The following is a 25106-nucleotide window of genomic DNA, read 5'->3' on the forward strand; positions in this document are numbered from 1 at the left end:
GGGAGATTTTGAGTTTTGTGCAGTCGAACCCTATATTTATCGAACCCGAAAGAGTTCACGCTGTGATAGCGTGAGCTTTTTCCTGTTAATCAGGTTGTTAAACGCAATGGTTGTTTTTCTTATTTTATGTGAACGGGCGGTAACATGCTTTATTAGGCTCAGTACCCCAGTAATACTCTTGTGTCTACAGATTTACCGACGTTTATTCAAATATGTGACATTATCTACTGTACAACACGAGATTTTTTACCCCCTGACATTTCCATGTCGGGAAGTTTTTTATTATCATTAGTTAGCAGGATTTAGTTGGATATCGACGAAGACACAGGAAGTGGGAATTATTTTCGAGATTAAAAAATTCATTACAAAGAACATATTGGAGCGACGGAATTCTTTAAAAGGAGCAGATAATGAAAAGCGTATTTTCACGACTATTTCGAGTGTTAAATAACAGCAAGGGCCATCCTCACGAGGATTTTTTGACTGAAGTGTTCGCCGAACTTCTCTGTGATCAGGAGGATGATCGATTTTCTTGGAAAAGTATTAGAAATACCGGTGCAGGAAGCGGAGCATTCATCTATTACAACACAAGTTACTTTTCCGGCTTTGCCCCATCATCAAATGGATAGCCGTCCGGATATGGTGATACGATTTTATGAAGGATATAAACCATATGTTTTGTTCGTCGAAAGCAAGCTAGGCTCTCCGGAAGGAACAGATCAGCTGTCTAGATATGCCGACCACCTCGGCGTACTCACTAATCAAGGAATGAAATGTTATCTAATTTACTTAACTCAACATTCTGATGAAAAGGATGCTTCGCTCGTATTAGCGAATCACAACAACATAGTTTTCAGGCAGCTGCGGTGGTTTCAAATTTTCAAGTGGATGAAGCAGTTGGAATCGAAGAATTTCTATGCGTCCAAAGTATTGGATTATATGGAGGAGATCGGATTGGAAGATAATCGGCAGTTCACACCAGTTGACGTATATGCTATTCAAAATATGAATCGGCTACAACGCATGATGGACGAGTGTATGGATGGAGTAGTAGACGGTGTGATGACCAAATATTTCGGTAAGGCAATTCAGCAAAGCAACCGTCATACTCAGTTAAAGTACATGGAACGGTACGTTAAAGCTAGCGAGCAGGAGGGTCGAGCCACCGAGGTGGTTGTTGGTTTTTACTTAACAGATGACGATTACCCCATTGTTTCCGTTGCTTATGAATTCTGTGAAGGACGCTGCCCAAACTTTCCTAAAGTTGTGGCTGCCATGCACAATTTTATTGCTACACATTCGGACTGGAAGACTTTCGATCTGAACACTGATGTAGAATGGAAAGGGATCTCCTGTGACCGTAGGCTAGTCGATTTTCTTCATCATGAGGATCACATCAACGAAATTCAAAAGTTTTTCCTGGAGAAATTAAATGAGCTTCATGATATCAAAGTTAAAAATCCAGACTTACACTGGAAATAACTGTTTGAAAAGAAGAGTTAAAGGACTTGGAGGAAAATATGAACATTACCACAATTGAAGAAGCCTTGAATATTCCCGGAACATCGCTGCGTTGTCAACTTGTGCTTGATGAAGTCCAACCCGTGCTTCTTCAACTTATGGATGAGTTCAAAAACAAATATGCTAACGCCGCCCCGGAATTGCTCAATTACCACGTGCACACATATGAAGCTTCGCTTCGTACAACGATGCATGATGCTCGGAATCCGAAATATGCGAATAAGAAGCAAGATTCACAGTCAGGGCTTTAAATAGGTAGGGGTTCATCGTATACCGACCTAGCATTAAGCTATGGAGGTAATTGGGTGTTTTACGTGTACAGGATAGAGGTTTTCACCAGTTGTTCTTACAAATAAACTACCATGAGAGATATCGCTTTTTAAATCGATACCTTTATAATCTGGAGTGAAATGGAAAGTTATTTTTTCAGTATCTCTACCTGCAATCTTAGTCAAAATATCTTGAATTTTGACTTCCTTTATGTTGATAATATCGAAGATGTCCATGTGATTGTTTTCCTTCTTATAAATAGCAATAGCGTTCTCTTTTTCCAAGTAATAAATATCATTACAAAAAACGTTCAGGCAATAATACATTAAAATTCCTTGAGTGCAATCAGTTCCAAAACGTTGAGATACGGGCAATCTTTCTGCTGCAAATTTGTAAATAACACGTAAATCATCTGCTTGACTTACATTTAGTTTTCTTATGCCCGTATAATCAAATTGGCTTGGTGTAAAGTCCATTGAAAATTGATGCTCTTCTACTGCTTTAAATCCAAACTTGGGATAAAAATCAAGAACCGTATCATTGGCAAAGAGATACATGAAATCATACTTGTTCTCATATTCCATCAAAACCTTGTTCATTAAACTTGTAGACAATCCTCTACTTCGATATTCAGGATGTGTCATTACTGTTCCAATTTGTATAGCTTTTTTCTTCTCTCCATTAATAATTAACTCAAGAATGTTTACTGAAACATTTGCAATAACCTTCTCTCCCTCAACAAATGAAAAAGGAATGTAACGTTCGCTCCAACCCCCTTTTTGATACCAATTTTCAAAACTTAAATCAAAAGTGTTGGCAGCAAGTTCGAAAAAACTCTTTCTAAGTGGTTCATTGTGTTTATAATCCTTCGTAAATATAAATTCCTGCATTGTATTCTTCCCCCCTTAATTCTCAAAAGTGACTGTCTGTATATTAATCGTATTATTCCGTATTTACTAGGTAGAATATGATTATATTTAACAATTCTGCTTTCCAACTATTCGTATCTCGATCAGAGTCATACTATTCGCTATAGATTAGGCTGGATTTAATTATTGATTTTCCTTAAATTAGCAGGATAATTAAAATCAATTCACGAATAATTCAGTTATTGGGCTTTTACGATGTTTGTAAAAAAAGTCGTTATCTGAAAGATACGCAAATCTTATATGTGAGGGTGATTCGTTTGAAGCAAGGAATCATTGTGTTGATGAACGGAACTTCAAGCTCAGGAAAGACTAGTATTTCTGCTGAATTGGTAAATCAGAAAGAGATTCTTTTTCATCATTTATCCATAGATGACTTTTTTTATAATTTCAATGAATTTATTGATAATAAATTTCCAGATATTAAACCTACAAGAGAAGTAGATGATCAAGTTGTCGCACAAATCATTTTTGATCCCTTAGCCTCAATGTACTATGCGATAATTAAATTGTTTTCGGAAATGGGTTTGAATGTGATAGTAGATACTGTAATCGACAATGACAGGCGGTTTAATGAGTGTCTTGATATATTTTCTGATCAGCCTACATTGTTTGTAGGTGTAATATGCTCGAAAGAAGAACTCATAAGAAGAGAGCAAATAAGAGGAGATCGACAGATTGGACTAGTAAGTTCCCAATTCGACAAAATATATTGCTTTGATGAATATGACCTTGAAGTAAATACGGAAGAGTTGAGTCCAATAGAATGCGCCGAAAAGATATTAAACTTTATTAAGTCCAATAAGGATTACTCCGTATTTAAGAACTTAAGTAAAAGAAATGTTAGTGTTTCATAGAAGGCGTGTCCATCAAGCGGCAAAGTTCATTACACCGGATCATATTATCACAAGCTTAAAAGCATCTACAGCCACCGCCGCTGTAGATGCTTTTTTCATGCTAATTTACGTTTTCTTCATCCGCGTTATTCTAGTTTTATGTTATGCAATATTTGCTTTACGTAATCTTCTGGTTTTGTCGTGCGATTTTGCATCCAATACATTGCAGCCCCATAGAGTGACCAGCTTAACATCACCGCAAAAGTCTCGATTTCTAATCGATTTTGGTTAGACCATTGTCTTTGTGCCCACGCTGAAAAAAAGGCTTGGAGCTCCTTTTTAAAGATCGTTTCTATTTGGGGTGTAAAAGCTTCATAACTTCGCTGGCACTGGTTACCAACCGATGTGTGGAACTTAATAATCGAGATAAAAATCGATTTTATTGTCTCTTCGTTAATGACCTCATGCATACTTACATCTTGAAGGACTTCTCTCATCACGCTTTCACTTAACACTTTTTCAAGCAAGTCGTATTTGTCAATGAAATGATTATAAAAGGTTGCGCGATTGACCGTTGCAGCAGATGTAATATCCCCGATTGTGATGTCATTAAAATCTTTTTTCTTAGTTAACTCGATAAATGCGTCCATAATGAGCTTGCGGGTGCGAAGAACACGGGGATCGATTTGTTTTGCCATAACATTCTCACCTGCCTTTTAGACATTTTTACCATTATGTTGGTTAAGCGATAGATCTGAAATACTGTCGATTGCTTACAGTTATTCAAGTTGTTATATTGATTTTACTACAAGTGTTGCATAAGCGAAAGTTGTTGAGCTAGGAAAATCATGATTCGGGAGCACATTATAAAAAATGTAGTCTTAGGTGACTAGGAGGTAAGAGAATGGTCGAATTTGAATTCGGAGTATATTCATTAGGAGAACGAATACCTGATGCAAGTGGAAATAGCTCTAACGCACAAACCAGAGTCGAAGCTATTATTCAGATGGCTAAAATGGCGGATGAAGCAGGCCTCGATATATTTGGTGTTGGCGAACATCATCGTCAGGATTTTGTAACATCTTCCTATGCCATGCTGCTCGCAGCGATTGCGCGCGAGACGAAAAATATTAAACTAACCAGTACCCTATCCGTTATTAGCACAGCGGATCCAGTACGTGTCTATGAGGATTTTGCAACGCTTGATTTATTATCTAACGGACGAACTGAAATTATTGTAGGACGGGGGGCATTTTTAGAATCATTCTCTCTCTTTGGAGAAAGTCTAGATGACTATGATGAATTGTTTGATGAAAAGCTGCATCTGTTTATGAAATTGCAAGAACAGGAAGTGATTAGCTGGCAAGGAAAGTTTCGTTCTTCTCTTCAAAATGCACAAATAGCACCTAGACCCGTTCAGAAGAAACTCCCCCTTTGGATTGGGGTGGGAGGCACACCTGCAAGTGCCGTTCGTGCAGGAAGACTTGGAGTAAATATGGCACTTGCCTTGCTAAGCGGTCGTCCAGAATCCAGCAAGCCATTAGTAGACCTTTATTGGCAAGCTGCAAGAGAAGCAGGTCATGATTTAAGCAAGCTAAGGGTTTCAGTGACGGGGCATTCGTATATCGCGGAAACTGGAGAACAAGCGATTGCCGAATTTGTTTCGCACTATAATCAATATTTCGGATACTTTTTAAAGGAGCGTGGTCAACACTTTGTAACGACGGAAGAGCAATTGATGCCTCAGAGAGCAGCAGGACAAATATTGGCAGTCGGCAGTGCAGAAGAATTAGCAGAGAAGATCTTGCATCAGCATGAGCTATTCGGGCATTCACGCTTCATGGGACAATTCGATCTGGGTGGTCAGCCATTATCTCGGGTAGAAAAAGCAATGGATCTACTGGCGAACAGAGTAGCACCGATGGTACGCAGGGCTTTAGCTAAGTAAAGTATAGTAACACGAATTAGAAGAAGGACGTGAGACGTGTCGTGGAAATATTAACTTATATCTTACAAGGAATCCTTGCAATCATGTTTCTATTTGCAGGATTCGGAAAAGTTACGGGTATCCAAATGCATGTGGAAGCATTTAATCATTTGAGATTGCCCCAATGGTTTCGATTTGTAACTGGGATTGTTGAATTAGCAGGGGCAGCACTTTTAATTGTTGGATATTGGGCTTCAACTTTTGCAACGGCAGGTGCGCTTATATTTGCTATTACAGGTGTGGGCGGCATCCTTTCACATATTCGCGTTAAAGATTCTTTTAAAGATACAGCAATGATTATTTTCTTAACCATTCTATCGTTCGTTGTATTGATTCATCATTTTATCTAAATAATTTCGAAAGTCTTCAACATATGTTCTGGGCTCGATGATTCTTAAATTCGTACCTAGACAAATTTATAACAAACACGAGAGACAACAAAATGTATGGTCAATGGAATGATAATGGACGTCTACTGGATTATTAAGATGATTTGGGGCTAACAACAGTTTTAAATCGGAGATGTATTGGCGGAAATAGCAAAGAGGGGTGGAGAACCCCTCTTTTTTGTTGAATTAATGTTGCTTCATGAATATAACTATGACCGCAATAAGGCGGTCAGGTGATTATAAGTATGTCCTTTTTAAATAATAATGTGTATGCCTGCCTGCATTTTAACCTAACGAGCGACCGGTATGAGTCATAACGCTCTGAAGGAAAGACTGCAATTCTTGAATAAACAACTTCGCTGCCTGCCCCATGAATTTGTCCGTACGATATATGATACATATGTCTTGACTAGGTGTAGGATTAAGCAGCTTTACGGCAACGATATTCTCTGGGTTCATATAATCTAGCAGCATTCGGGGAAGAATAGAAGCTCCTATTCCTTGATTGACCAGAGACAGAAGCGTCGATAAGGTTGAAGTTACAATCGGCGTGTCAATTACAATTCCTCTCTCATGACAGTACGATTGAATGACCTTCGTCATCTGATGTTCAGCCCCGAACATGACCATCCTTAGCTGCTGCAGCTGATCGAACGGAATCGTCTTTGACTTCGCAAGAGGGTGATCCGATCGGATCGCCAAAGCAAATTCCTCGTGAAACAAGGGAATAATTGAAATGCGCTCATCAGGCTTAACTGGCACCGTAGTAACTCCGAGATCTCTTATGCCGTTAAGAACCTGTTCGTAGACATCCATGGTCTCCGTTACGCTTATCGATAGCCTAGGATAATTTTTATGGAAATCGATAAGTAAAGCGTCAAACAGCAAATCCCCGTCTCCCGGCAAAATGCCGATATCCAGCATACCGCCTTCCATCTTCTTTAAATCCGATATTGCTCTTTTCGCATAGTCAACGTGTTCAAAGATGCTCTGACTATGCTCAAGCAGGATTTTTCCTGCATCGGTTAACGCAATCCGCTTTCCGATACGATCGAATAGTGGGAGCCCAAGCTCGCTCTCCAAAAACTTGATCTGCTGACTCAGATTCGACTGTGTGGTACAGAGATTTTCGGCCGCCCTGGAGAAATGCATCTCCTTACAAATCGCAGCAAAGTATTCAAGCTGTCGCAGTTCCAACGCTCGATGCCCCTTTCGATGATCGATCTCACTCAATCATTATAACAACCAGCCAGAATTCCAACAATTTCTAATTTATCATTACTCAAACCGATCAATTATATCGGAATCTCGTGATTGTTGCATTAAGTATCTAAAGGTAAGATTTGGGTATGAAAAGAATAAATCAAATATGAGGAGGATTCAAGAATGACACAATCCATTATCAATACGGGGAAAGTGCTGCGTCAGATCGTCATCGGCCGGCTTCAGGACGTATCGGAGTCACAGATGGATATCCAGCCGGAGGGCTTCCACAATACGGTTCGCTGGAATGTCGGTCATATGGTTTATTGGTTGGATAAATTCGCTTCGCTTAGCTTCAGTTCGCAATCGGCCATTCCGGCTCAATACGAGATACTGTTCAACTCCGGAACAAAACCTTCGAATTGGACGTTAGCGCCTCCAACGAAGGACGAATTGATCGCAATGTTAACAGAGCAGCTTTCCCGTTTTTCAGAACTGACATCCGAAATGCTCGAACAGAGGCTGATATCGCCGTTTGAAATGGGGCCGTTCCAATTCGTTACAGCCGGCGAATTATTTAATTTCGCATTGATTCATGAAGCGCTTCACCTTGGAGTTATATCAAGCCAGCTCAAGCTCACCAAATAAAGCACTCGGGTGCATAAAGCAGGAAAAAATTAGGGGGGCATGTTATCATGACGAATAATCACGAAGCGTTTGATGCTTTTCGGCGTGCTTTAGAAACTGGGCATACGGCTGATTTTCTTAAAAAGGTGACGGACGATTTTCATTTCTTCGTTCCGCTCCCGCTGGAAGGGTGGAATCAGAAGCAGCAAGGCGGCGAACGGTTCGAGGAGTTAATCAGGTTTGAGCGATCCTTATTTCAGATGCGCCTCACTCCGCTGATCGAGCTGGAGAATGAGAGCTACGGAATGGTCGTTTTTCGCGCAGAAGGATTGCTGAACGGCAGACCTCACCACAATGAGCTTTCCATCGTCTTCGAGTTCGAAGAGGATCGGATCCGTTCCTTCCGAGAGTATGTAGGAATGCCGTTGAAAAACTACGAGAACCCTTAAAAGTTACCAAAAACGGGATAGAGCAAAGAGTGGTCGACTCCTCGCGGGGGACTACATAGACATTACAATTAGATCCTAGGCTAAAGGCGGGGTTAAGACACTTCCTAAGACGGTTATGACAGGCGAATAAGGCGGTTATAATAGGATTCGTAACTTAGAACGTGAACTTATGAATCAAAGGAAGTGTTTGATATGAAGGCAACCGAAGTGAATGCCAAAACGCCGACAGGTAAAGTGAATTGGGTGCTTTTTAATCCAAAAACCTATGCAACGATCCTCTATTTATTGTTATCTCTCCCGTTAGGAATTATCTATTTTACAGTAGCGATAACGGGGCTCGCTCTTTCAATTGCTTTAATTCCAATATTTATCGGAATACCCTTATTTTTTGGAGTAGCTAAGCTGTTGGATGGGATTGTGAAATTTGAACAAAGCATGATTAGACAAATTTTAGGTTTACCGGCTGCTCCTGCTTCATATACCTACAATCCACAGTCTGATGCTGGTCAGAACTGGTTTATGCGAATGGTGAGAGGTTTTGACGGTGGGCTATTTATTCGAAATCTGCTGCTCGTAATCATGAGATTTGTAACAGGCATTGTATTCTTTGTTATTATGGTAACTGTGATTTCACTAGGACTTGGATTGATTGCCCTTCCCGTCGTGCATATCATTTTGATGAATGAAATGCAGCTGGATATTTTGGAACATAGTTTGTTCAGTTATTTCCATATCGATTGGACCTATAATCAGCAATATATGTTTTACGTAGGCGTAGGAGTTGTACTTTTTTGGATCGCGCTTCGCGTCGTGAATGGGCTCATGCAAATTCAGCGCAGAATCATGTTTGTAGATGAGCCCTATCAGCAAGCACAGCCGAAAATGCCACTGTACGATCAAACCCAAGCGTCAGTTCAGTCGCCATATGTTGAACCCCCGGTGGATCAACCCGCTCCGGAGTTCATGCAGCCAGCCTATAGAGAGCTTTAAATCAGGCATTGTGGGAGTGAATACCTGAACAGAAGGACAATTAAATCAGTAAAAAGAAAGAGGGGCTTATGATTAAGCACCCTCTTTCTTTTTACTCTGCTCCAGTCGGGGCAGTTTTACTGGTATTACTTACTTGTTCCCAGCGAGTTTCGCTGTAATTGCGGAATCAAGGCAAAGCCGAAAGTGAATATCGGACTTAACCATAGGAATGCAGCGAATGGGGCATATTCAAGAACCGGAACTCCAAGGGTCGCAGCGAAAAAAGCTCCGCTGACGCCCCATGGAATCAGAGGGTTGACGAGTGTTCCGCAATCCTCCAAGGTTCGTGACAGGGTTTTGGCCGGAATTTGTCTACGGGTGTACTCACCCTTAAACATTTGGCCCGGCAGCAAAATAGATAAATACTGCTCCCCTGTCATGCCGTTAACGGCGATCGATGATGCGCCGGTCATGAGAACAATGCTGCTGCGCCGTTTTAGCGGCTCAATCCATTTACGGAACAAGGCTTCGATGACTCCGCAGTGCTGCAGCAATCCGCCTAATGATAAAGCAATCAGGATCAGAGACACCGACCACATCATCGATTGCAGGCCGCCTCGGTTCACGATCTCAGCTACAGTCTTATTCACGATGGTACTGTTGTAACCGCCCTGCATCACACTGAACCAGCTGCCTATCGAGGCTTGCTGTTGAACAAATGCCGTTATCAAAAGTCCAGTAACAATGCCTACTATTAATGTAGGAAGGATCGGTATACGCTTTGCGGAACATGCAATGACCGCAAGGGGGGACAGCAGCGTTAACCAGTGAAGATGAAACCCATTTTGCAATGATTCCTTGATGGACTGAATAGAGCTCAAATCAATAGACCCGGTTGTCGGGATCAGAAGAAATAATATCGTTGTGATAATTAACGCAGGCACCGTTGTATACATCATATTACGAATATGTGTAAATATAGAGATGCCGGCCACTGCAGGTGCGAAATTCGTCGTATCGGACAGCGGAGACATTTTATCCCCAAAACAGGCGCCTGAGACAATGGCCCCCGCTGCCAGAGGAAGTGAAATTCCCGTTGTCACGGCAATTCCCATTAAGGCGACACCGACCGTGCTGACTGTAGTGAACGAGCTGCCGGTGAACATCGATACAATGACGGTGACATATAACGCGCTCACAGCAAAATAATGCGGTTCAATATAATCCAGTCCATAATACAGTATGGTCGGCACGGTTCCACTCATCATCCAAACGGCAATTAATATTCCAATAAGCGAAAGAATCAAGATTGGCATAATAGCGGATTGTATGCCTTCAATGATAGAGGATTCAAGCTTCCTCCAGGAAACTCCGTATAAGTGTAATATGGCGGCAGTGCCGATCGTTGCGCCCAGAAGCGGGATATGAGGCTCTGCCTTGAATATAAAGATCGAAACAAACAGAAATGTAAGATTGAAAACGATAAGAATCATACTTTGTAAAAAACTAAGCTGTCGATCCATAATGCTGGAGCTCCTTATATATGAGGATAGCGGTTGAAGATATGTGTCCCCATCCGTCCTTTACTTTTATGCTTTTAGGCTTTTTCGCATTGAAGCACGTAGGTACTATAAACGATAAGTTGAGATCGAGTCAATGTTAAAAAATACATTCCATAAGAAACAATCCGCCGGCATCACATAAATTTTTATCATTTGTAATATCCCTGAGCACTTATGGTTGATCATAAGTGATGAGGCATGTTATAAGTGTAAAAGATGCGGAGCATTTGACTTAAGAATAATGGACGAGAGTTTGATGTCGTTTCTATATAATGAAAGGATTTGAGTTTGATTTGATGAAAAATTTTTGGAGTAATCTGCCACGGCCCTTTTTTGTGCTTGCTCCAATGGAAGATGTGACCGATGTTGTGTTTCGTCATGTGGTGAGCAAAGCAGGCAGACCTGATGTTTTTTTTACAGAGTTTACAAACACGGAAAGTTATTGTCACCCCGATGGGCACAAAAGTGTACGTGGACGTTTGATGTTTACAGCAGATGAACAGCCTATTGTTGCCCATATTTGGGGAGATAAGCCCGAATATTTCCGTGAAATGAGTATCGGGATGGCAGAGCTCGGATTTAAAGGGATAGATATCAATATGGGCTGCCCTGTTCCCAATGTGGCATCGAGAGGCAAGGGGAGCGGCCTTATTCTTCGTCCTGATGTGGCAGCAGAAATTATCCAAGCCGCCAAAGCAGGAGGACTGCCTGTAAGTGTAAAAACAAGACTTGGATACGAGGAGATCGACGAGTGGCAGGGGTGGCTAACGCATATATTAAAACAGGATATTGCTAACCTTTCTATTCATTTGCGAACAAGGAAGGAAATGAGCCAAGTGAATGCGCATTGGGAGCTGATTCCGGAAATTAAAGCATTACGCGATGAAGTGGCGCCAAACACGCTTCTAACCATCAACGGAGATATTCCTGATCGTGAAACAGGGCTGAAGCTTGCGGAGCAATACGGTGTAGATGGCATAATGATTGGGCGGGGAATATTCAGCAATCCGTTTGCTTTTGAAAAAGAACCCAAAGAGCATAGCCCGAAAGAATACCTGAACCTTCTAAAGCTGCATCTTGATCTTCATGATCAATATACCGAAGAGCTGCCACGTGCAATGTCAGGGCTTCAGCGCTTCTTCAAAGTATATGTCAAAGGTTTCCGCGGGGCTAGTGAATTAAGACACCAAATGATGAGCACCAAGTCAACGGATGAAGTGCGGGCACTGCTCGATAACTTTGAAAAGAATGTGGAAGTGAATACTGATTAGAAGGACAATTGGTGAAGTATATACGGCATAGAAGGGATGGTAAAATGTCAGAAGCAAAAGATGAGATCATTTTAAGAGGACTTAAAGAAAATAATCTTAAAAATGTGGATTTAAACATACCCAAAGAAAAAATCATCGTATTTACGGGTCTTTCAGGCTCAGGCAAGAGCTCTGTTGTTTTCGATACATTAGCAACGGAAAGCAGAAGACAAATGACCTTGAACTATCCCCTCTATGTTAGAAATCAAATGCCAAGATATGAAAGGCCCCATGCCGATCTGATGCAAAACTTAAGCCCGGTTGTAGTTGTGGAACAAAGGCCTATAGGGGGCAATTCCCGCTCAACCGTTGGCACTTTTATGGATATCCATCCGTTGATTAGACTTTTGTTCTCAAGAATAGGAGAGCCAGCCATAGGTTCTGCTAGTGATTTTTCGAGTCAGAGCTCCTTTGGCAGATGTCCGCAATGTAGTGGATTTGGGGAGGTCATTACACCCGACATCAATAAAATGATCGATTACGATAAGTCGCTTCGAGATTATGCCGTGAAATTTAAGCCATTATCACCGTCCGGTTGGCAGGGCAGATGGATGATGACCGGCGGATTATTCGATCCGGATAAACCCATTAAGGACTACTCCGAAGAAGAGCGTCGTCTGCTGCTGTATGGTCCCCCGGAAGGTGAAAAAGTCTTTGCGCCGTTCCACACGAAGAACGGGCCTCAACCCCATGAATGGGACGGGCTATTGCCCAGATTTACGCGGCTCTATATCAATAGAGATGTCACTAAGCTCAAAGAAGTATCCCAAGATGACGTCTTGGCTGTATCCACACATGCATTGTGTCCAACCTGCCAAGGTTCCGGCCTGAACCCCAAGGTGTTGGAATGTAAAATAAACGGTGTAAATATAGCAGAATACGATCAATTAGAGCTGACAGAATTACTTGAGGAACTAAAGAACATCAAGGGACCTATGGGGGAATCGATCGCGCTCCAAGCGATACCACTGATCCAACAACTCGTGGACATGGGATTAGGTTATTTGAGCCTTTCCAGAAGAATGGGCACACTGTCCGGGGGCGAAGCGCAAAGAGTCAAAATCGCTCGTCATTTAGGGAGCAGTCTGAACAATATCACATACATATTCGACGAACCCAGTGCAGGACTTCATCCAGAAGAAGTGGACATGTTAATACAGATGCTGCAAAGCATTAAAGAACAACATAATACGGTCATCGTTATTGAGCACGATCTGTCCGTCATTAAAGCAGCGGATGAAATTATTGAGATGGGGCCAGGAGCAGGGGTACATGGAGGAGAAGTGGTCTATCAAGGAAAATTAGAAGGACTACACAACTCTCCAACTGCAACCATCCTAAACTACAGCCTCAACATAAACAAAAATCCAAGAGATATCAAAGGTCATTTTACAATAAAAAATGCAAGTCACAATAACTTAAAAAATATAAGCGTAAACATTCCTAAAAATGTCTTGGTCGCTATATGTGGGGTATCTGGATCAGGCAAAAGCTCCTTAATGCTGGAAGCATTCGCGGAAAGTTATCCAGAAACGATCATGGTAGGGCAAGGCAGTATAGGAATTTCTAGCCGCTCGACACTAGCTACCTATATGGGAATCATGGATGATATTCGCTCCATATTTTCGAAGGAAACAGGACAACCAGCAGGTTTGTTCAGCTTTAATTCCTTAGGAGCATGTCCTGCCTGCGAAGGAAAAGGAGTGATCACGCCAGATGTTGCATTTGCAGATCCGGTGACCATCCCTTGTGAAGCATGTGCCGGTACAAGATATTCAGACGAGGCGCTGGCATACCGGTATCAAGATAAAAATATTGTAGAAATTTTAGATTTAACGATCGATGAGGTTTTGACCTATTTTCAAATGCCAAAGATCATCAAAAGAGTGATCACGCTAAAAGATGTAGGATTAGGGTATTTAACCTTAGGACAGACGACAAGCTCGCTAAGCGGAGGGGAAATCCAACGTCTGAAGCTTGCCAGCCACTTGCAAAAAGAAGGCCAGATCTACCTGCTGGACGAGCCATCCTTAGGACTGCATGTGAAAGATAATGGAAAACTCCTAGACGTTTTTCAAACGCTTGTAAACAGAGGCAATTCCGTGATCATCATCGAACATAATCTAGATTTTATAGCGGCGAGCGACTGGGTCATCGAACTGGGTCCAGGAGGAGGAAAACAAGGCGGACATATTATATTCGAAGGCGTACCAGAAGAGATGCTGCATGCAGAAACATGGACAGCGAAATGGTTAAAGTTGACCTGTGCGGAGACGTAGGCGAATAGCTATAACTTCAACTTCCTGGGCAGAAGCTTGATGATGCCTGCAACTTCTTGAACTCTGTCTTCGTTCCTCCAAGCCATACGATCAGAACATCGATGCCCTCATGTTTCAAGTCATACGACAGATGCTCTCCAAACAAATCAAATTATTCTAATATATGGTAGTTTTGTCGCATCCATTTACAGTTAGCAAGCGATATAATAGAGTCGAATCTCGTAATCTGAATAAATTGTAAAGGATGGATGAACATGAAGCTTAAAAAGATGTTAACCGTTCTATTTACATCCGTGCTATTACTTACATTTTCGTCGCCCGTTGGTGCCGTAACAGGGATCGGTGATACGAAAGAAACAGCTATTGCACTTATCCCTGATACAACCTATAGTCTGTTTCTATCTAACAGCAGTGATGAAGACTGGTTTAAGTGGACAAATACAACTGGAGATTTTAAATTTATAGGTGGTTATTTTTCTCCAAGTAATGACGTTGCAGAATATCGTTTAGGTATCCACATTGTTTATGGTCCAAGTCAAAGTTCATATATTTTGTATGCTGACAACTACGGTCCAGGAAATTCGCAAGTAATAGATAATATTCTCATTCCGCCTGGAGCAACAGTGTATTTTAAAGTAGATTCAATTAATTATGCTATGATGCAATACGACTTTGAGTTTGAAGTGTATAATTACAACTTGTAATTCATAAGTTTAAGCACCCTCCGGGTGCTTTTTTTATGGCCACTAAGTTGATCAGGGAGTTATTTATATTGGATTGGAAGGAAGGACACGGATGTTGCGGTAATTGTGACGAAGTTCCAAATAAAACTAATTATATAATTATATGGTATATTCGTCGCATTCATTTTAAGTTAGCAAGCGATATAATAGAGTTGAATCGGCCGATTTAAAATTGTTGAAGGGTGGAAGGAAAATTGAAATTTAAAAAGATGTTTTCAGTCATCCTTGCTGTTGCCTTGATGCTCACTGTCTCGCAAAGCGCTTTTGCTATTAAAGGTGAAAATGATACGAGAGAAACTGCGATGTGGGCTCACAGTGGTTTTGCATATAGTTCATACACAAATCGCTTTGATGATGAAGATTGGTTTAAAATTTATAACGACAGTGACTACTCAAGGCTTGTAATACTAACCCTAGAAAATGATATTTATATAAACTATGACATTGCGGCCTTCTATACCAGGTCCAATGGAGTGGAAACTAGTATAGAAGCGATCGATCAAGGACAAGGGAAAACAGATATGTGTGGTTTTTGGATACAGCCAGGAACAACTGCATATATCAGAGTAAAGGGGCATAACGGAAGTTTCGGCTGGCCGGGATTAGAGACTACTTACAGGTTGTTTATTAATTATCAAAATTAAAAAGATACATGAAATGAGAGGCACCCGAATGGGTGCTTTTTCATGCTTCGCAAATGCCTGTGTACCTTATTCTATTCGAATATTCAGATATAAACTCGCTCAAGAAGAGAAAATCTGTAAATATATATGCATATTCATACTTGTTCGATCGTTTAGCGGTAATTAGGCTTATTATGTTCGAAAAATTGAGTACATTTTCACGAGAGCAACGAAAAAACTGCATAGTCAGTAGAATGATCTATCTGGATGTGAACGGGGGGATTCATATTTTCAGAGTGCATATAATAGGTTGCAAGGAGGGAGTACAGCCGACCATGGTGCGAGACCTCATCGCTGGGTGAAGAGGGGGCAGAGAACCCCTCTTCTTTTGCTGCCTATTTTAGCTTGATAAAGTACCTTACTTCTTCTTTATCCGCACAGAAGCCAACCGATTCGTATAAAGCCAAGGCGGATTTGTTTGTAGTTAATACCATGAGGCTGGCGGATTGCAACTGATTGGCTTTGAGATATTTCAAAGCCTGTGTAAGCAAATACTTGGCAATGCCCCGCTTTCTCCAGGGTTCGCGGACAAAAACATCCTCTATCACACCGTGATCTTCTTCTTGCCATGTCATCAGCCCGCCAACAATTGCGTCTGATTGACGTATGACCATGGACGTCCATAACTTGTTATTTTTGTTTTCAGATAGCCGATTAAGACCTATTGGAGTGTCAGGCCAAATTTCAGCATCGATATCAAGGTAATCTTTTTCTTCGTCAGATGTCTCCATCTTCCAGTGTAAAAATTGAAGCTCCCCTTGCAGCTTTAACTCAGGAATCGGTTCATTCAAATCTCGATTCATGCCATATAAACTATTCAGATGAAGGTATCCTTTTTGAATAAAATACTGATTGTTTGCTGTTTCTGTTGAATCATTACCAACACAAAGTATTGTTCCATATTCCCTAGGCAATGCTTCCTTTAATTGATTTGCTCTTATGAAAAGATATTGATAGACGTTGTCGAGCAAAGTAATGTCATTTTCTCTTTCGGGAATGGTTTTCAGATTGATGTATATGGAGTGATTATTCTCTTTTGAACGACCGGGAGGTACAACGTTAATAATGCTAACTTGCCCCTTAGCAACCATTTTCCCATTTTCAAATGCACAGTAAACATTTCCCCAATTATCTTCGTCCCCAACCCACCAAAATATTGCGTTTTCTTTTGCTATTACGGATTGGTACAACTCGCCAAGCAAAGGCATATCTCGATTTTCGAAATTACGAATGAGAATTTCTGTTGATGATTGGCTCAAATAAATACCCCTCTCAGAGTAGGGAATTTCGCAGTTTAATGGGCTAGATATGCAAGTTCCCCTTCATAAATTTGCCCTTTGCCATCATTAGTTTACTCATAACAAGCGCCCCCTTGGATTTTATTACCATTCACATTAACATACCTTCAATGTGTATCAAACATAATTTTTAAATATAATGATTTTTTCCTATATGTTGTTATGAATTTCTGGGCTGATGATAGCCTCTCTTTCATTCATCTTAAAATATGTAAAAAAAGTAAGGATAAACCTTTAATTTCATGGTAGTTATGTATACGCTTACATTCTATAATTTACTAAGTTGGGAGGTGATAGTAAGAAGTTTAGCAGAATTGGGGACACAGACAAGTGATGTTCGGCAAGGAGAAACAACGCACAAGTAGTATGTAGGTAAGTAGTGACAAAAAATATTTTGGGAGGTAGGTATGATGTTTAAGTTCAAGAAGAAAATGCTGACGGCTATTCTTGCAGCATCTATGAGCTTTGGGATGTTTGCAGCAATCTCGAACGCAGCGACGGACTATTGGCAAAATTGGACCGATGGCGGCGGAACAGTGAACGCGGTCAATGGCTCTGGCGGAAATTACAGTGTCACATGGTATAACACCGGGAATTTTGTTGTCGGCAAAGGCTGGAATACGGGATCGCCGAACAGGGTAATCAACTACAATGCCGGTGTCTGGGCACCTTCTGGCAATGGCTATTTGACGCTGTATGGATGGACAAGAAACGCGCTCATCGAATACTACGTTGTGGATAGCTGGGGAACTTATCGGCCTACCGGAACGTATAAAGGCACCGTGACCAGCGATGGGGGCACATATGATGTATACACGACTATGCGATACAACGCCCCTTCCATTGATGGTACGCAAACCTTCCAGCAATTCTGGAGCGTCAGACAGTCGAAGAGACCGACCGGAAGCAACGTTTCTATTACTTTTAGCAACCATGTTAACGCATGGAGAAATTACGGAATGAATCTGGGCAGCAACTGGTCTTACCAGGTTCTAGCGACAGAAGGATATCAAAGCAGCGGAAGCTCTAACGTAACAGTGTGGTAATGCCGGTATAGTCACCAATTAAAAAAATTGTAAGCGCCTAATTTCCAGAATATTGAGAAAGTCTTCTTATCATTGATATTGTTAAGGACCGCCGGACCCTCAACCGGCGGCCTTATATATTTCAACACAGGATACTTACCTACGTACTGCTGAAACATGACCTTTCTAGAACTAACATACGTACTTTGAAGGAGATATATTCATGAGAAAACTATTAATATTTCTATTAATGGCCAATATATTTGTTGTCAGCGCATGTTCACAGGAAAAATCGGTACAAAACGGAACGCCCGTAAAGAATGATAACCTTGTGTTCGTCCAGGGTGGAACGATCATGAATAAAAAATCCAACTATTACGGAAAAAATATCACCCTCTCGAACTTTTATATTAGTAAATATGAGGTAACTCAGAAAGAGTGGATAGAGGTTATGGGAAGCAATCCCTCAGGATTCCAGGGCGATGATTTGCCGGTAGAGACCGTAAGCTGGTACGACGCTGTCGAGTACTGCAATCAGCGTAGTATCAAAGAAGGCTTAAAGCCATACTACAATATCAACAAGAATAAAAAAGACCGGAATAATGAGAGCGAGCACGATAATTTAAAATGGACAGTAACAATCAATGAGGGAGCCAATGGATACCGATTGCCGACAGAAGCTGAGTGGGAATACGCAGCAAGCGGGGGCCAGGAAAGCAAGGGCTACACCTACAGCGGAAACAATGATGCAGATGAAGTAGCATGGTATTGGAAGAACGCCGGGGATGAATACTTAACCGGAGATTGGAACTGGCCTAAGATTGAGAGCAACCGTAATACAACAAAGTCCGTCGGTGCCAAGAAACCCAACGAGCTAGGGCTTTTTGATATGTCAGGTAATGTAAGGGAATGGTGCTGGGATTGGTACGGCGAAGAGTTGGATAGTAAAAGCGGCGCTTTTCGGGTCGTGAAGGGCGGCGGCTGGATCGGCGATGTCAGGAACAATGAGATATCTTTCCGGGGCAAATTTGAGGCCAATGGCATCGGCCCGGATCAGGGCTTCCGCGTAGTCCGCAGCGAGTAACGAGAAAACAATATAATTGATATCCAAAAAAACAATAAAGGCGCTCGGCAGCGAATCTGAGCGTCTTTAGATCGTTTTTAAGAGTTTATACCAATTGCTCAACTATAATCATCGTCTTGATTTAAATTAAGGAGATGAATGGATGAAAGAGTGGACTGAATTATTTGAAGTGGAAAAACAGAAGTTAAATCAGCTAGGGAACGAATCTTTGGCGGATGGAATTCCGTTCCACGAAAACGACGCGCTGCAAGATCAGAGCAGAAGAGTGGATGAGCTGATTATCCAGTTGCACAAACGGGCTGGATTCAAACGGCGTTCAAGATAACGCTCAAATGTTAATGCTCGGCTTTTAAGGCGAGTTTTCCAGCGTGGATCGAACGAAAATTCCGGGGTTCAGCTTGTTTTTGCATGGCTTTTGATCGTATTGGACATAAATTTATTCGGCAAGGTACTTATTTATATAGTGAATATAGTGAATTTTGGGGCGCCTTTAGCTTGGCGTTCTTTTTATTTTTTGAGTAAAGGAAATCAATGTATGATCCATTCTGCATTTTGACATATTAACTGTCTGAGTAGGTACGGGGAAGGGTAATGGTTTTTATATTTGGGGTGGGGATTATTTCGGGAAAATCCACATAAGATTATTAAAATGAATAATCGCATTCCGGTAGGAGCGGGGGGAGAAATGGATGACGGCTATGGTCTAGGCGAATTTGACTGATCGAATATGGATAAAATGGACAAGCTAGTTGTAACGGTGGAGAACATGACCGCAGATTTTTGCTGCTGCCCCATGGCACTAGCATCCTTAATATGCTGTAAGCGTATTTGATACGGGTATCTTTCAATGAGTTAGCAAGCATACGAAAGGGCTCAGAAGCAGAGTAAGGAGGACTTGGAATGAAATATATAATTGCTATTGCCGGTCTGGTGGCCGTATTCGCAATGACCTATTTTGCGAGTAATGACCGGAGCCGTATCCGCTATCGGCCGCTGGCGCAAATGATTATTTTACAGATTGTCCTGGCGTTTTTATTGTTGAACACGACGCTGGGCGAGACTTTGATCCGGGGATTTACTTCTGTGTTCGAAGCGCTGCTGGCCTACGCGGCAGAAGGGGTTAATTTTGTATTTGGCGGAATCATGAATGAGGGCACGACCTCGCAGTTTTTTCTGATGGTTCTGATGCCGATTGTGGTTATTTCAGCGCTGATAGGCATTTTGCAATATCTGAAGATCTTACCGTTTATTATCAGATATATCGGACTTGCGCTTAGCAAGGTAAACGGCATGGGCAAGCTGGAATCATATAATGCGGTTGCTTCCGCAATTTTGGGGCAATCTGAAGTATTTATTTCTGTGAAAAAACAGATTGGGATGCTGCCGGAGCGTCGTCTGTATACGCTGTGCGCTTCCGCTATGTCGACGGTCTCCATGTCCATCGTTGGGGCGTACATGACGATGATCGAGCCGAGATATGTCGTCACGGCGCTTGTACTGAACCTGTTTGGCGGTTTTATTATCGCATCGATTCTGAATCCGTATAGAGTATCGAAGGAAGAGGACATTCTTGAGGTTCAGAAAGAGCGTAAGCAATCGTTCTTCGAGATGTTGGGCGAATATATTATGGATGGGTTCAGGGTGGCGATTACGGTCGCCGCGATGCTAATCGGCTTTGTCGCCCTGATTGCCTTGATTAACGGCTTGTTCGGGAGTTTGTTCGGTATTACGTTCCAGCAAATACTGGGTTATATTTTTTCACCGTTTGCCTTCCTTATGGGCGTGCCTTGGAAGGAAGCCGTCGAAGCCGGCAACATTATGGCAACGAAAATGGTGGCCAATGAATTCGTGGCGATGCTTGATCTGTCGACCATGACAAAGGAAGGCGCATTATCTGCACGGACGATTGGTATCGTATCCGTCTTCTTGGTCTCGTTCGCGAACTTTTCGTCGATCGGCATCATTTCCGGGGCTGTGAAGGGGCTGCATGAAGAGCAGGGGAACACGGTCGCCCGCTTCGGTCTCCGCTTGCTGTACGGGGCCACGTTGGTCAGCGTGCTGTCGGCTACGGTCGCTGGTCTGTTCCTGTAAGGAATCGTAACTTTTAAGTGGAACTCTAACGACGAATTATGCTGCTTCATCGGCCTGACCGAAATTGCATTCCCGCTTCTTACTCCAGAGGAAAGACGATTCGTTCAATTGCAATCTCAAGATCATCTGGATTCTCTGTCGCTATAGATCCCTTGGGATTATCCCGCACGCTTTTTTCTTATTCCAAAGAAGATGCCATTGCGCATCTTTTTTGGTTCGCAGAAATGAATGCAGGATAAAACCTAGCCTCTATTGTAGAGGGCTTGGACTTCGCCCCATTTACACAAAGGGAAGAATGCCTCTCCAACAAATTGGAAAACATAATCTTGTTACCAGCAGAACTAGAGTGAATGACAGTGGGATGGCAACTAGGGAAAACGATCCCGATGATAATAAAATGAACCACAAGTTTTGGAAATAGAAGCATCCATTCTTTCCCCTTACTCTATTTCAAACGGAGAAAATCCACAATAAAATAAACATAACTAATGGAGGGATTTTGTATTTACTTTATTAGAAATACTCCGATTGAAATTGAAGGTAAATGAAAGTACTCGAATATTCATATATAAACTCGCTCAAGAAGAGAAAATCTGTAAATATATATGAAAATTCATATTTATTTTATCATCTAGCGGTAAATCGGCTTATTATATTCGAAATATCGAATACATTTTAAGAATAGCAATGAGAACAGAGCAGAGTCAGCAGAATGATCTATTTGGACATGAACGAGGGTTTGGAAGACGGGTAATAATTGTTGAAAATTCTTCTTTCATGTTGAGTGATTGCATATCGTTATCAGTTATCGAACCTGCATTTGCGTCGTAAATAACTTGCTTAACAAGAGGTGCAAATTCAAATTATGGATGCGTTTTCACAACGGTGGAGCTAGAAACGCGCTTGTGGGACAAGGTGCGTGCCCGTAGCTGGAGAAATTTGAGTGTCGAATCTCCGGATACTAGGCACCATTATAAAGAGCACTGGAACCATTAGGTTGTGGCGCATTTTTGAATACATTAAGGGGCGAAACCTCTAATTTAATTTTTACACTATGTTCTTACGGTCAACTACAGCGCTTATTGTTCCCATTCACGACTAAAAGTTGATATTTTCACCGAATAGTAGTATTCTTTACGTTTTTGGAGATCGATTAGGCAGCCAAGGCGAGCTCCGAGGCCAGATCGCACGCAGAATGACAAAGTGGACATGACCTTTTAGTTCTAACGTTTGCCATCGCGGTTAATTCGCGGATTAATTGCATTTTGAAATTCTAACGTTTGTATATGCGGCTATTCTAACGTTTTGAGTATGTTGCGACGAATTCGGCATAAATAACGTAGATTACAACCGTTAGAACATAGAAGTGCTCATTTTCGACTGATTAACCGCTGTGGCAACCGTTAGAAATATGGAAAGGCTTGTAGGCTTTCTGGATCGTATTTTAGTTTTATCGTTTCTTACTGTAATTATTTGTTGTGGGGCAAGTTTAGACATATATGGGCCATAGTACGGTTGTGTCGTAAATTACTTTTTAGTAAGAAAATACAACATATTAAAACACCCTCGCACTGAATGAGCAGGTAGGTCATCCCTGGTATTCAACAGAAGGTGTTTACATTGATTGCTCTGATTGCTCCAAATTATACTACTATGCTGGAACTAAATCGTAGGCTAACTTCATGATAATATCTTGATGCTGCGGGTATTTAGCCAATAGTTCATCCTGTGTAAACAATTCAAAATCCTGAAATTCAAAACCAGGCGAAACCATGCATCCTACCAGAGAGAATGTATCTTCATCCTTGACCGATGAACCAAAGATCGAGTTTTTTGGAACGAGTACTTGAGGAACCTCTCCATTCTCCAAGTCTATTCCTAATTTATACTCCTTATATACTCCATCTTCATCAATAACATGAACGGTTAAAGGACTTCCCGCGTGATAATACCATAATTCATCGGATTTCAAACGATGGAAATGAGAAATGTCATCTGAGCCTAATAAAAAGTAGATGCTCGTATAAAGCTTTCTTTTACCTTCAAATTCGACGGATAATTCTTGATCTGAAGTTTGTTCTTCGGATTCAAATGTTCTTTTATAATACCCTCCCTCTGGATGAGGAAGCAGCCCAAGTTTAGATATGTAATATTGTGCATTATGTTTGTTCAACGTTGTATACCTCCAATAATTCGGAATTCTATGTCTAACTCAAGACATAATAATCATTGTAACAGTTAACAACCGCTTGTCACTCATTTTTTCATTGATCCTGACAATGAGGCTCGTTTGGGATAGCAGGTGTACGTAAAATGTACTAAGATTAATCTAGCTTCATTACTTGCCAATCTATCACATCCAGATCTAACTTAAGAAAAGAAAATCCATAATTAATTGATCCACCGTGACATTGATAAAATTTATGAACAACAAGCAATACAATATTATATAGCATATCGAGTGAATTTTATGAAAAGGAGTTTTTCGGCTATCATTTACCTAGAGTTTATGATTACTTAGAAAGAGTAACTCAGTCTGTCGATTATTAAATGTATTTAGAAGGCAGCCTTCGAGTAACTTAAAAGCATTCTAGCGAAGGGTTTCTATATCGTTTATACTGATAAGATCAATTTACTTCTTAGGGAGTTGTCTAACAACCATGATAAAGAAAGAAATCTTACATATACGCAAGCAATTTAAGCTGGATCACGATTTGCTGAACATTCACGACATTCTCAACGTGTATATTATGAAGGAAAGCAACGAAATCTATCATTGGGAGCGGCAGGCGTTCGCCTTATTGGACAGAGAGAAGCAAGAGTTGTATATGGGTAATTTCAAGAAACTGCTGACGGGTGAATTCGATCAAAAGTTGTTCGAGTTGAAGTTTCAGGAGGAAGAAGTGGAGGAGCCGACGCGGTTACTGCTTCACCAGGCTTTGGTGACTGGTGATCCGGAGGAATGGCAGGACCTGCTGCTGCTGTTGGTGGACAAAATGCTAGTGGATGTCAAATATGAACGGGATACGGTGGTCACGTTCGTTCGCGGACAATACTATCAGCCGACCAAGGGCAGAAATGAAGAGACCGAGGAGAGCGAGAAAAATGAAGTATTCGCGCATCCGTTCATTCTGTGCAGCGTGAATTCCACGGAGCAGCAACGGAAAACTCTTTTGTTTGATTATGTAGAAAGAGAATTTAAATACAACGTCAATGTAGACCCGATCATCAAGCTCAGTTCGCCGGAGCAAGGGTTCTTCTATCCCAGTGTGACGGACAACTATTCCGATGTAAACCGCATTCTGTATTGTACGGGGAAAGCGAATGAACCGAACTCGCATTTCATCGAACAGGTCTTGAATGCCGAAAGATCCGTGACGGCACGGGAAGAGAGAGCGATCTTCGAAGATATCGTGAAGGAAGTGACGGGTGAACAACTGGACGCGACTACCCTTGCAAATGTGTATGAGGAAATTCATCGAGTGATTGAAACTAACGAGGAGGAGGAAGAGCCTCCGAAGCTGGATTATAAAGATGTGGAGCAAGTGCTAACGGTAAGTGGTGTAAAGAACGTGACGACTGAAAAAGTGGAACGGGCGTTTGAAACGATCGTCGATGATAGGAACTATGAATTGAAGGCGAGCAGCGTTATGCCAAAATTTACGTCAAAGTCTATTAAGATCGATACTAAGGTTGCCATGATTTCGGTTAGCCCGCAGGATTTAAAGTATGTGAAGCAGGTGAATTATCAAGGAAAACGATGTATCCTGATTGAGGTTGACGAAGATGCCGTCATCGAAGGATTTACGCTCAGTACAGAGACGATATAGAATCGTTTGACAGTTTGCAGGCGC

General features: G+C 41.5%; 23 protein-coding genes and 1 pseudogene. 18 read left to right on the forward strand and 6 right to left on the reverse strand.

Going from position 1 to position 25106, the window contains the following annotated elements; all coding sequences use genetic code 11:
* Positions 1-519 precede the first annotated feature (519 nt).
* Together MKX50_RS05050 and MKX50_RS05055 are read left to right on the forward strand one after the other, a co-directional pair.
* Positions 520-1482 carry a PD-(D/E)XK nuclease family protein gene (locus tag MKX50_RS05050; RefSeq protein ID WP_339158579.1) on the forward strand — a complete coding sequence of 321 codons (963 nt, stop codon included), beginning with the start codon at positions 520-522 and terminating at the stop codon, positions 1480-1482.
* Positions 1483-1520: 38 nt separating this feature from the next.
* Positions 1521-1772: a hypothetical protein gene (locus tag MKX50_RS05055; RefSeq protein WP_339158580.1), complete on the forward strand. Its 252-nt coding sequence runs from the start codon at positions 1521-1523 to the stop codon at positions 1770-1772.
* Between the two features lie 33 nt (positions 1773-1805).
* Here the strand turns inward: MKX50_RS05055 and MKX50_RS05060 are convergent, their stop codons facing one another.
* Positions 1806-2681, reverse strand: coding sequence for a GNAT family N-acetyltransferase (locus tag MKX50_RS05060; RefSeq protein WP_339158581.1), 876 nt, complete (start codon positions 2679-2681; stop codon positions 1806-1808).
* A gap of 296 nt (positions 2682-2977) precedes the next feature.
* Here MKX50_RS05060 and MKX50_RS05065 point away from each other — a divergent pair, with 296 nt between their 5' ends.
* Positions 2978-3574, forward strand: coding sequence for a chemotaxis protein (locus MKX50_RS05065; protein ID WP_339158583.1), 597 nt, complete (start codon positions 2978-2980; stop codon positions 3572-3574).
* Positions 3575-3699: 125 nt separating this feature from the next.
* On the opposite strand, the gene MKX50_RS05070 is transcribed toward MKX50_RS05065, so the two are convergent.
* Positions 3700-4251, reverse strand: coding sequence for a TetR/AcrR family transcriptional regulator (locus MKX50_RS05070; RefSeq protein WP_339158584.1), 552 nt, complete (start codon positions 4249-4251; stop codon positions 3700-3702).
* A gap of 206 nt (positions 4252-4457) precedes the next feature.
* Between MKX50_RS05070 and MKX50_RS05075 the strand changes: the two genes are divergently transcribed.
* The 3 genes and pseudogenes from MKX50_RS05075 to MKX50_RS05085 form a co-directional block, all read left to right on the forward strand.
* The gene (locus MKX50_RS05075) at positions 4458-5501 is read left to right on the forward strand and encodes an LLM class flavin-dependent oxidoreductase (RefSeq protein ID WP_339158585.1); all 1044 of its coding nucleotides are present in this window, start codon (positions 4458-4460) and stop codon (positions 5499-5501) included.
* Between the two features lie 41 nt (positions 5502-5542).
* Positions 5543-5890, forward strand: coding sequence for a DoxX family protein (locus MKX50_RS05080; RefSeq protein WP_213593006.1), 348 nt, complete (start codon positions 5543-5545; stop codon positions 5888-5890).
* A gap of 50 nt (positions 5891-5940) precedes the next feature.
* A pseudogene (locus MKX50_RS05085) lies at positions 5941-6027 on the forward strand (thymidylate synthase); the annotation flags it as partial.
* 187 nt (positions 6028-6214) lie between these two features.
* On the opposite strand, the gene MKX50_RS05090 reads toward MKX50_RS05085, so the two are convergent.
* Positions 6215-7126 carry a LysR family transcriptional regulator gene (locus tag MKX50_RS05090; RefSeq protein WP_213593004.1) on the reverse strand — a complete coding sequence of 304 codons (912 nt, stop codon included), beginning with the start codon at positions 7124-7126 and terminating at the stop codon, positions 6215-6217.
* Between the two features lie 189 nt (positions 7127-7315).
* Here MKX50_RS05090 and MKX50_RS05095 point away from each other — a divergent pair, with 189 nt between their 5' ends.
* The 3 genes from MKX50_RS05095 to MKX50_RS05105 all read left to right on the forward strand — a co-directional run bounded on the left by MKX50_RS05095 (position 7316) and on the right by MKX50_RS05105 (position 9198).
* Entirely contained in the window at positions 7316-7780 is a 465-nt protein-coding gene (locus tag MKX50_RS05095; protein WP_339158587.1) for a DinB family protein, read from the forward strand.
* Positions 7781-7827: 47 nt separating this feature from the next.
* Positions 7828-8208 carry a nuclear transport factor 2 family protein gene (locus tag MKX50_RS05100; RefSeq protein WP_339158588.1) on the forward strand — a complete coding sequence of 127 codons (381 nt, stop codon included), beginning with the start codon at positions 7828-7830 and terminating at the stop codon, positions 8206-8208.
* A gap of 192 nt (positions 8209-8400) precedes the next feature.
* Positions 8401-9198, forward strand: a complete 798-nt coding sequence (locus MKX50_RS05105) for a sensor domain-containing protein (RefSeq protein WP_339158590.1) — start codon at positions 8401-8403, stop codon at positions 9196-9198.
* 125 nt (positions 9199-9323) lie between these two features.
* Here the strand turns inward: MKX50_RS05105 and nhaC are convergent, their stop codons facing one another.
* A complete protein-coding gene (nhaC, locus tag MKX50_RS05110) occupies positions 9324-10700 on the reverse strand; it encodes a Na+/H+ antiporter NhaC (protein ID WP_339158592.1) in 1377 nt (458 codons plus the stop codon).
* A 311-nt stretch (positions 10701-11011) separates the two neighbouring features.
* On the opposite strand from nhaC, the gene MKX50_RS05115 reads away from it, so the two are divergent.
* From MKX50_RS05115 to MKX50_RS05130, 4 genes are all read left to right on the forward strand, one after another.
* A complete protein-coding gene (locus tag MKX50_RS05115; protein WP_339158594.1) occupies positions 11012-12010 on the forward strand; it encodes a tRNA-dihydrouridine synthase in 999 nt (332 codons plus the stop codon).
* A 44-nt stretch (positions 12011-12054) separates the two neighbouring features.
* Positions 12055-14328 carry an ATP-binding cassette domain-containing protein gene (locus MKX50_RS05120; protein ID WP_339158596.1) on the forward strand — a complete coding sequence of 758 codons (2274 nt, stop codon included), beginning with the start codon at positions 12055-12057 and terminating at the stop codon, positions 14326-14328.
* Between the two features lie 254 nt (positions 14329-14582).
* Entirely contained in the window at positions 14583-15032 is a 450-nt protein-coding gene (locus MKX50_RS05125) for a hypothetical protein (RefSeq protein WP_213592973.1), read from the forward strand.
* 233 nt (positions 15033-15265) lie between these two features.
* Positions 15266-15715 carry a hypothetical protein gene (locus MKX50_RS05130; RefSeq protein WP_339158598.1) on the forward strand — a complete coding sequence of 150 codons (450 nt, stop codon included), beginning with the start codon at positions 15266-15268 and terminating at the stop codon, positions 15713-15715.
* A gap of 374 nt (positions 15716-16089) precedes the next feature.
* Here MKX50_RS05130 and MKX50_RS05135 read toward each other — a convergent pair whose 3' ends face one another.
* Positions 16090-17013, reverse strand: coding sequence for a GNAT family N-acetyltransferase (locus MKX50_RS05135; protein WP_339158599.1), 924 nt, complete (start codon positions 17011-17013; stop codon positions 16090-16092).
* A gap of 449 nt (positions 17014-17462) precedes the next feature.
* On the opposite strand from MKX50_RS05135, the gene MKX50_RS05140 reads away from it, so the two are divergent.
* From MKX50_RS05140 to MKX50_RS05155, 4 genes are all read left to right on the forward strand, one after another.
* On the forward strand, positions 17463-18098 hold the full coding sequence (locus MKX50_RS05140; RefSeq protein ID WP_213593080.1) for a glycoside hydrolase family 11 protein: 636 nt from the start codon (positions 17463-17465) through the stop codon (positions 18096-18098).
* A 202-nt stretch (positions 18099-18300) separates the two neighbouring features.
* Positions 18301-19161: an SUMF1/EgtB/PvdO family nonheme iron enzyme gene (locus MKX50_RS05145; protein WP_339158600.1), complete on the forward strand. Its 861-nt coding sequence runs from the start codon at positions 18301-18303 to the stop codon at positions 19159-19161.
* 142 nt (positions 19162-19303) lie between these two features.
* The gene (locus tag MKX50_RS05150; protein WP_213592967.1) at positions 19304-19486 is read left to right on the forward strand and encodes an aspartyl-phosphate phosphatase Spo0E family protein; all 183 of its coding nucleotides are present in this window, start codon (positions 19304-19306) and stop codon (positions 19484-19486) included.
* A 575-nt stretch (positions 19487-20061) separates the two neighbouring features.
* Positions 20062-21252 (forward strand): NupC/NupG family nucleoside CNT transporter, encoded by a 1191-nt coding sequence (locus MKX50_RS05155; protein ID WP_213592965.1) that lies wholly within the window; start codon positions 20062-20064, stop codon positions 21250-21252.
* Between the two features lie 1651 nt (positions 21253-22903).
* Here the strand turns inward: MKX50_RS05155 and MKX50_RS05160 are convergent.
* Entirely contained in the window at positions 22904-23425 is a 522-nt protein-coding gene (locus MKX50_RS05160; protein WP_213592964.1) for a cupin domain-containing protein, read from the reverse strand.
* Positions 23426-23912: 487 nt separating this feature from the next.
* On the opposite strand from MKX50_RS05160, the gene MKX50_RS05165 reads away from it, so the two are divergent.
* Positions 23913-25082, forward strand: a complete 1170-nt coding sequence (locus tag MKX50_RS05165) for a DUF4317 domain-containing protein (RefSeq protein WP_339158603.1) — start codon at positions 23913-23915, stop codon at positions 25080-25082.
* Positions 25083-25106: the final 24 nt, after the last annotated feature.

The sequence above is a fragment of the Paenibacillus sp. FSL W8-0186 genome (assembly GCF_037969765.1).
GTDB lineage: Bacteria > Bacillota > Bacilli > Paenibacillales > Paenibacillaceae > Fontibacillus > Fontibacillus woosongensis.

Bases quoted from the DNA above. Each gene is read 5' to 3' on its own strand.
- MKX50_RS05050 (WP_339158579.1), top strand. From the start codon at position 520: ATGATCGATTTTCTTGGAAAAGTATTAGAAATACCGGTGCAGGAAGCG.
- MKX50_RS05055 (WP_339158580.1), top strand. From the start codon at position 1,521: ATGAACATTACCACAATTGAAGAAGCCTTGAATATTCCCGGAACATCG.
- MKX50_RS05060 (WP_339158581.1), bottom strand. From the start codon at position 2,681: ATGCAGGAATTTATATTTACGAAGGATTATAAACACAATGAACCACTT.
- MKX50_RS05070 (WP_339158584.1), bottom strand. From the start codon at position 4,251: ATGGCAAAACAAATCGATCCCCGTGTTCTTCGCACCCGCAAGCTCATT.
- MKX50_RS05075 (WP_339158585.1), top strand. From the start codon at position 4,458: ATGGTCGAATTTGAATTCGGAGTATATTCATTAGGAGAACGAATACCT.
- MKX50_RS05095 (WP_339158587.1), top strand. From the start codon at position 7,316: ATGACACAATCCATTATCAATACGGGGAAAGTGCTGCGTCAGATCGTC.
- MKX50_RS05100 (WP_339158588.1), top strand. From the start codon at position 7,828: ATGACGAATAATCACGAAGCGTTTGATGCTTTTCGGCGTGCTTTAGAA.
- MKX50_RS05105 (WP_339158590.1), top strand. From the start codon at position 8,401: ATGAAGGCAACCGAAGTGAATGCCAAAACGCCGACAGGTAAAGTGAAT.
- nhaC (WP_339158592.1), bottom strand. From the start codon at position 10,700: ATGGATCGACAGCTTAGTTTTTTACAAAGTATGATTCTTATCGTTTTC.
- MKX50_RS05115 (WP_339158594.1), top strand. From the start codon at position 11,012: ATGAAAGGATTTGAGTTTGATTTGATGAAAAATTTTTGGAGTAATCTG.
- MKX50_RS05120 (WP_339158596.1), top strand. From the start codon at position 12,055: ATGTCAGAAGCAAAAGATGAGATCATTTTAAGAGGACTTAAAGAAAAT.
- MKX50_RS05125 (WP_213592973.1), top strand. From the start codon at position 14,583: ATGAAGCTTAAAAAGATGTTAACCGTTCTATTTACATCCGTGCTATTA.
- MKX50_RS05140 (WP_213593080.1), top strand. From the start codon at position 17,463: ATGTTTAAGTTCAAGAAGAAAATGCTGACGGCTATTCTTGCAGCATCT.
- MKX50_RS05145 (WP_339158600.1), top strand. From the start codon at position 18,301: ATGAGAAAACTATTAATATTTCTATTAATGGCCAATATATTTGTTGTC.
- MKX50_RS05150 (WP_213592967.1), top strand. From the start codon at position 19,304: ATGAAAGAGTGGACTGAATTATTTGAAGTGGAAAAACAGAAGTTAAAT.
- MKX50_RS05155 (WP_213592965.1), top strand. From the start codon at position 20,062: ATGAAATATATAATTGCTATTGCCGGTCTGGTGGCCGTATTCGCAATG.
- MKX50_RS05165 (WP_339158603.1), top strand. From the start codon at position 23,913: ATGATAAAGAAAGAAATCTTACATATACGCAAGCAATTTAAGCTGGAT.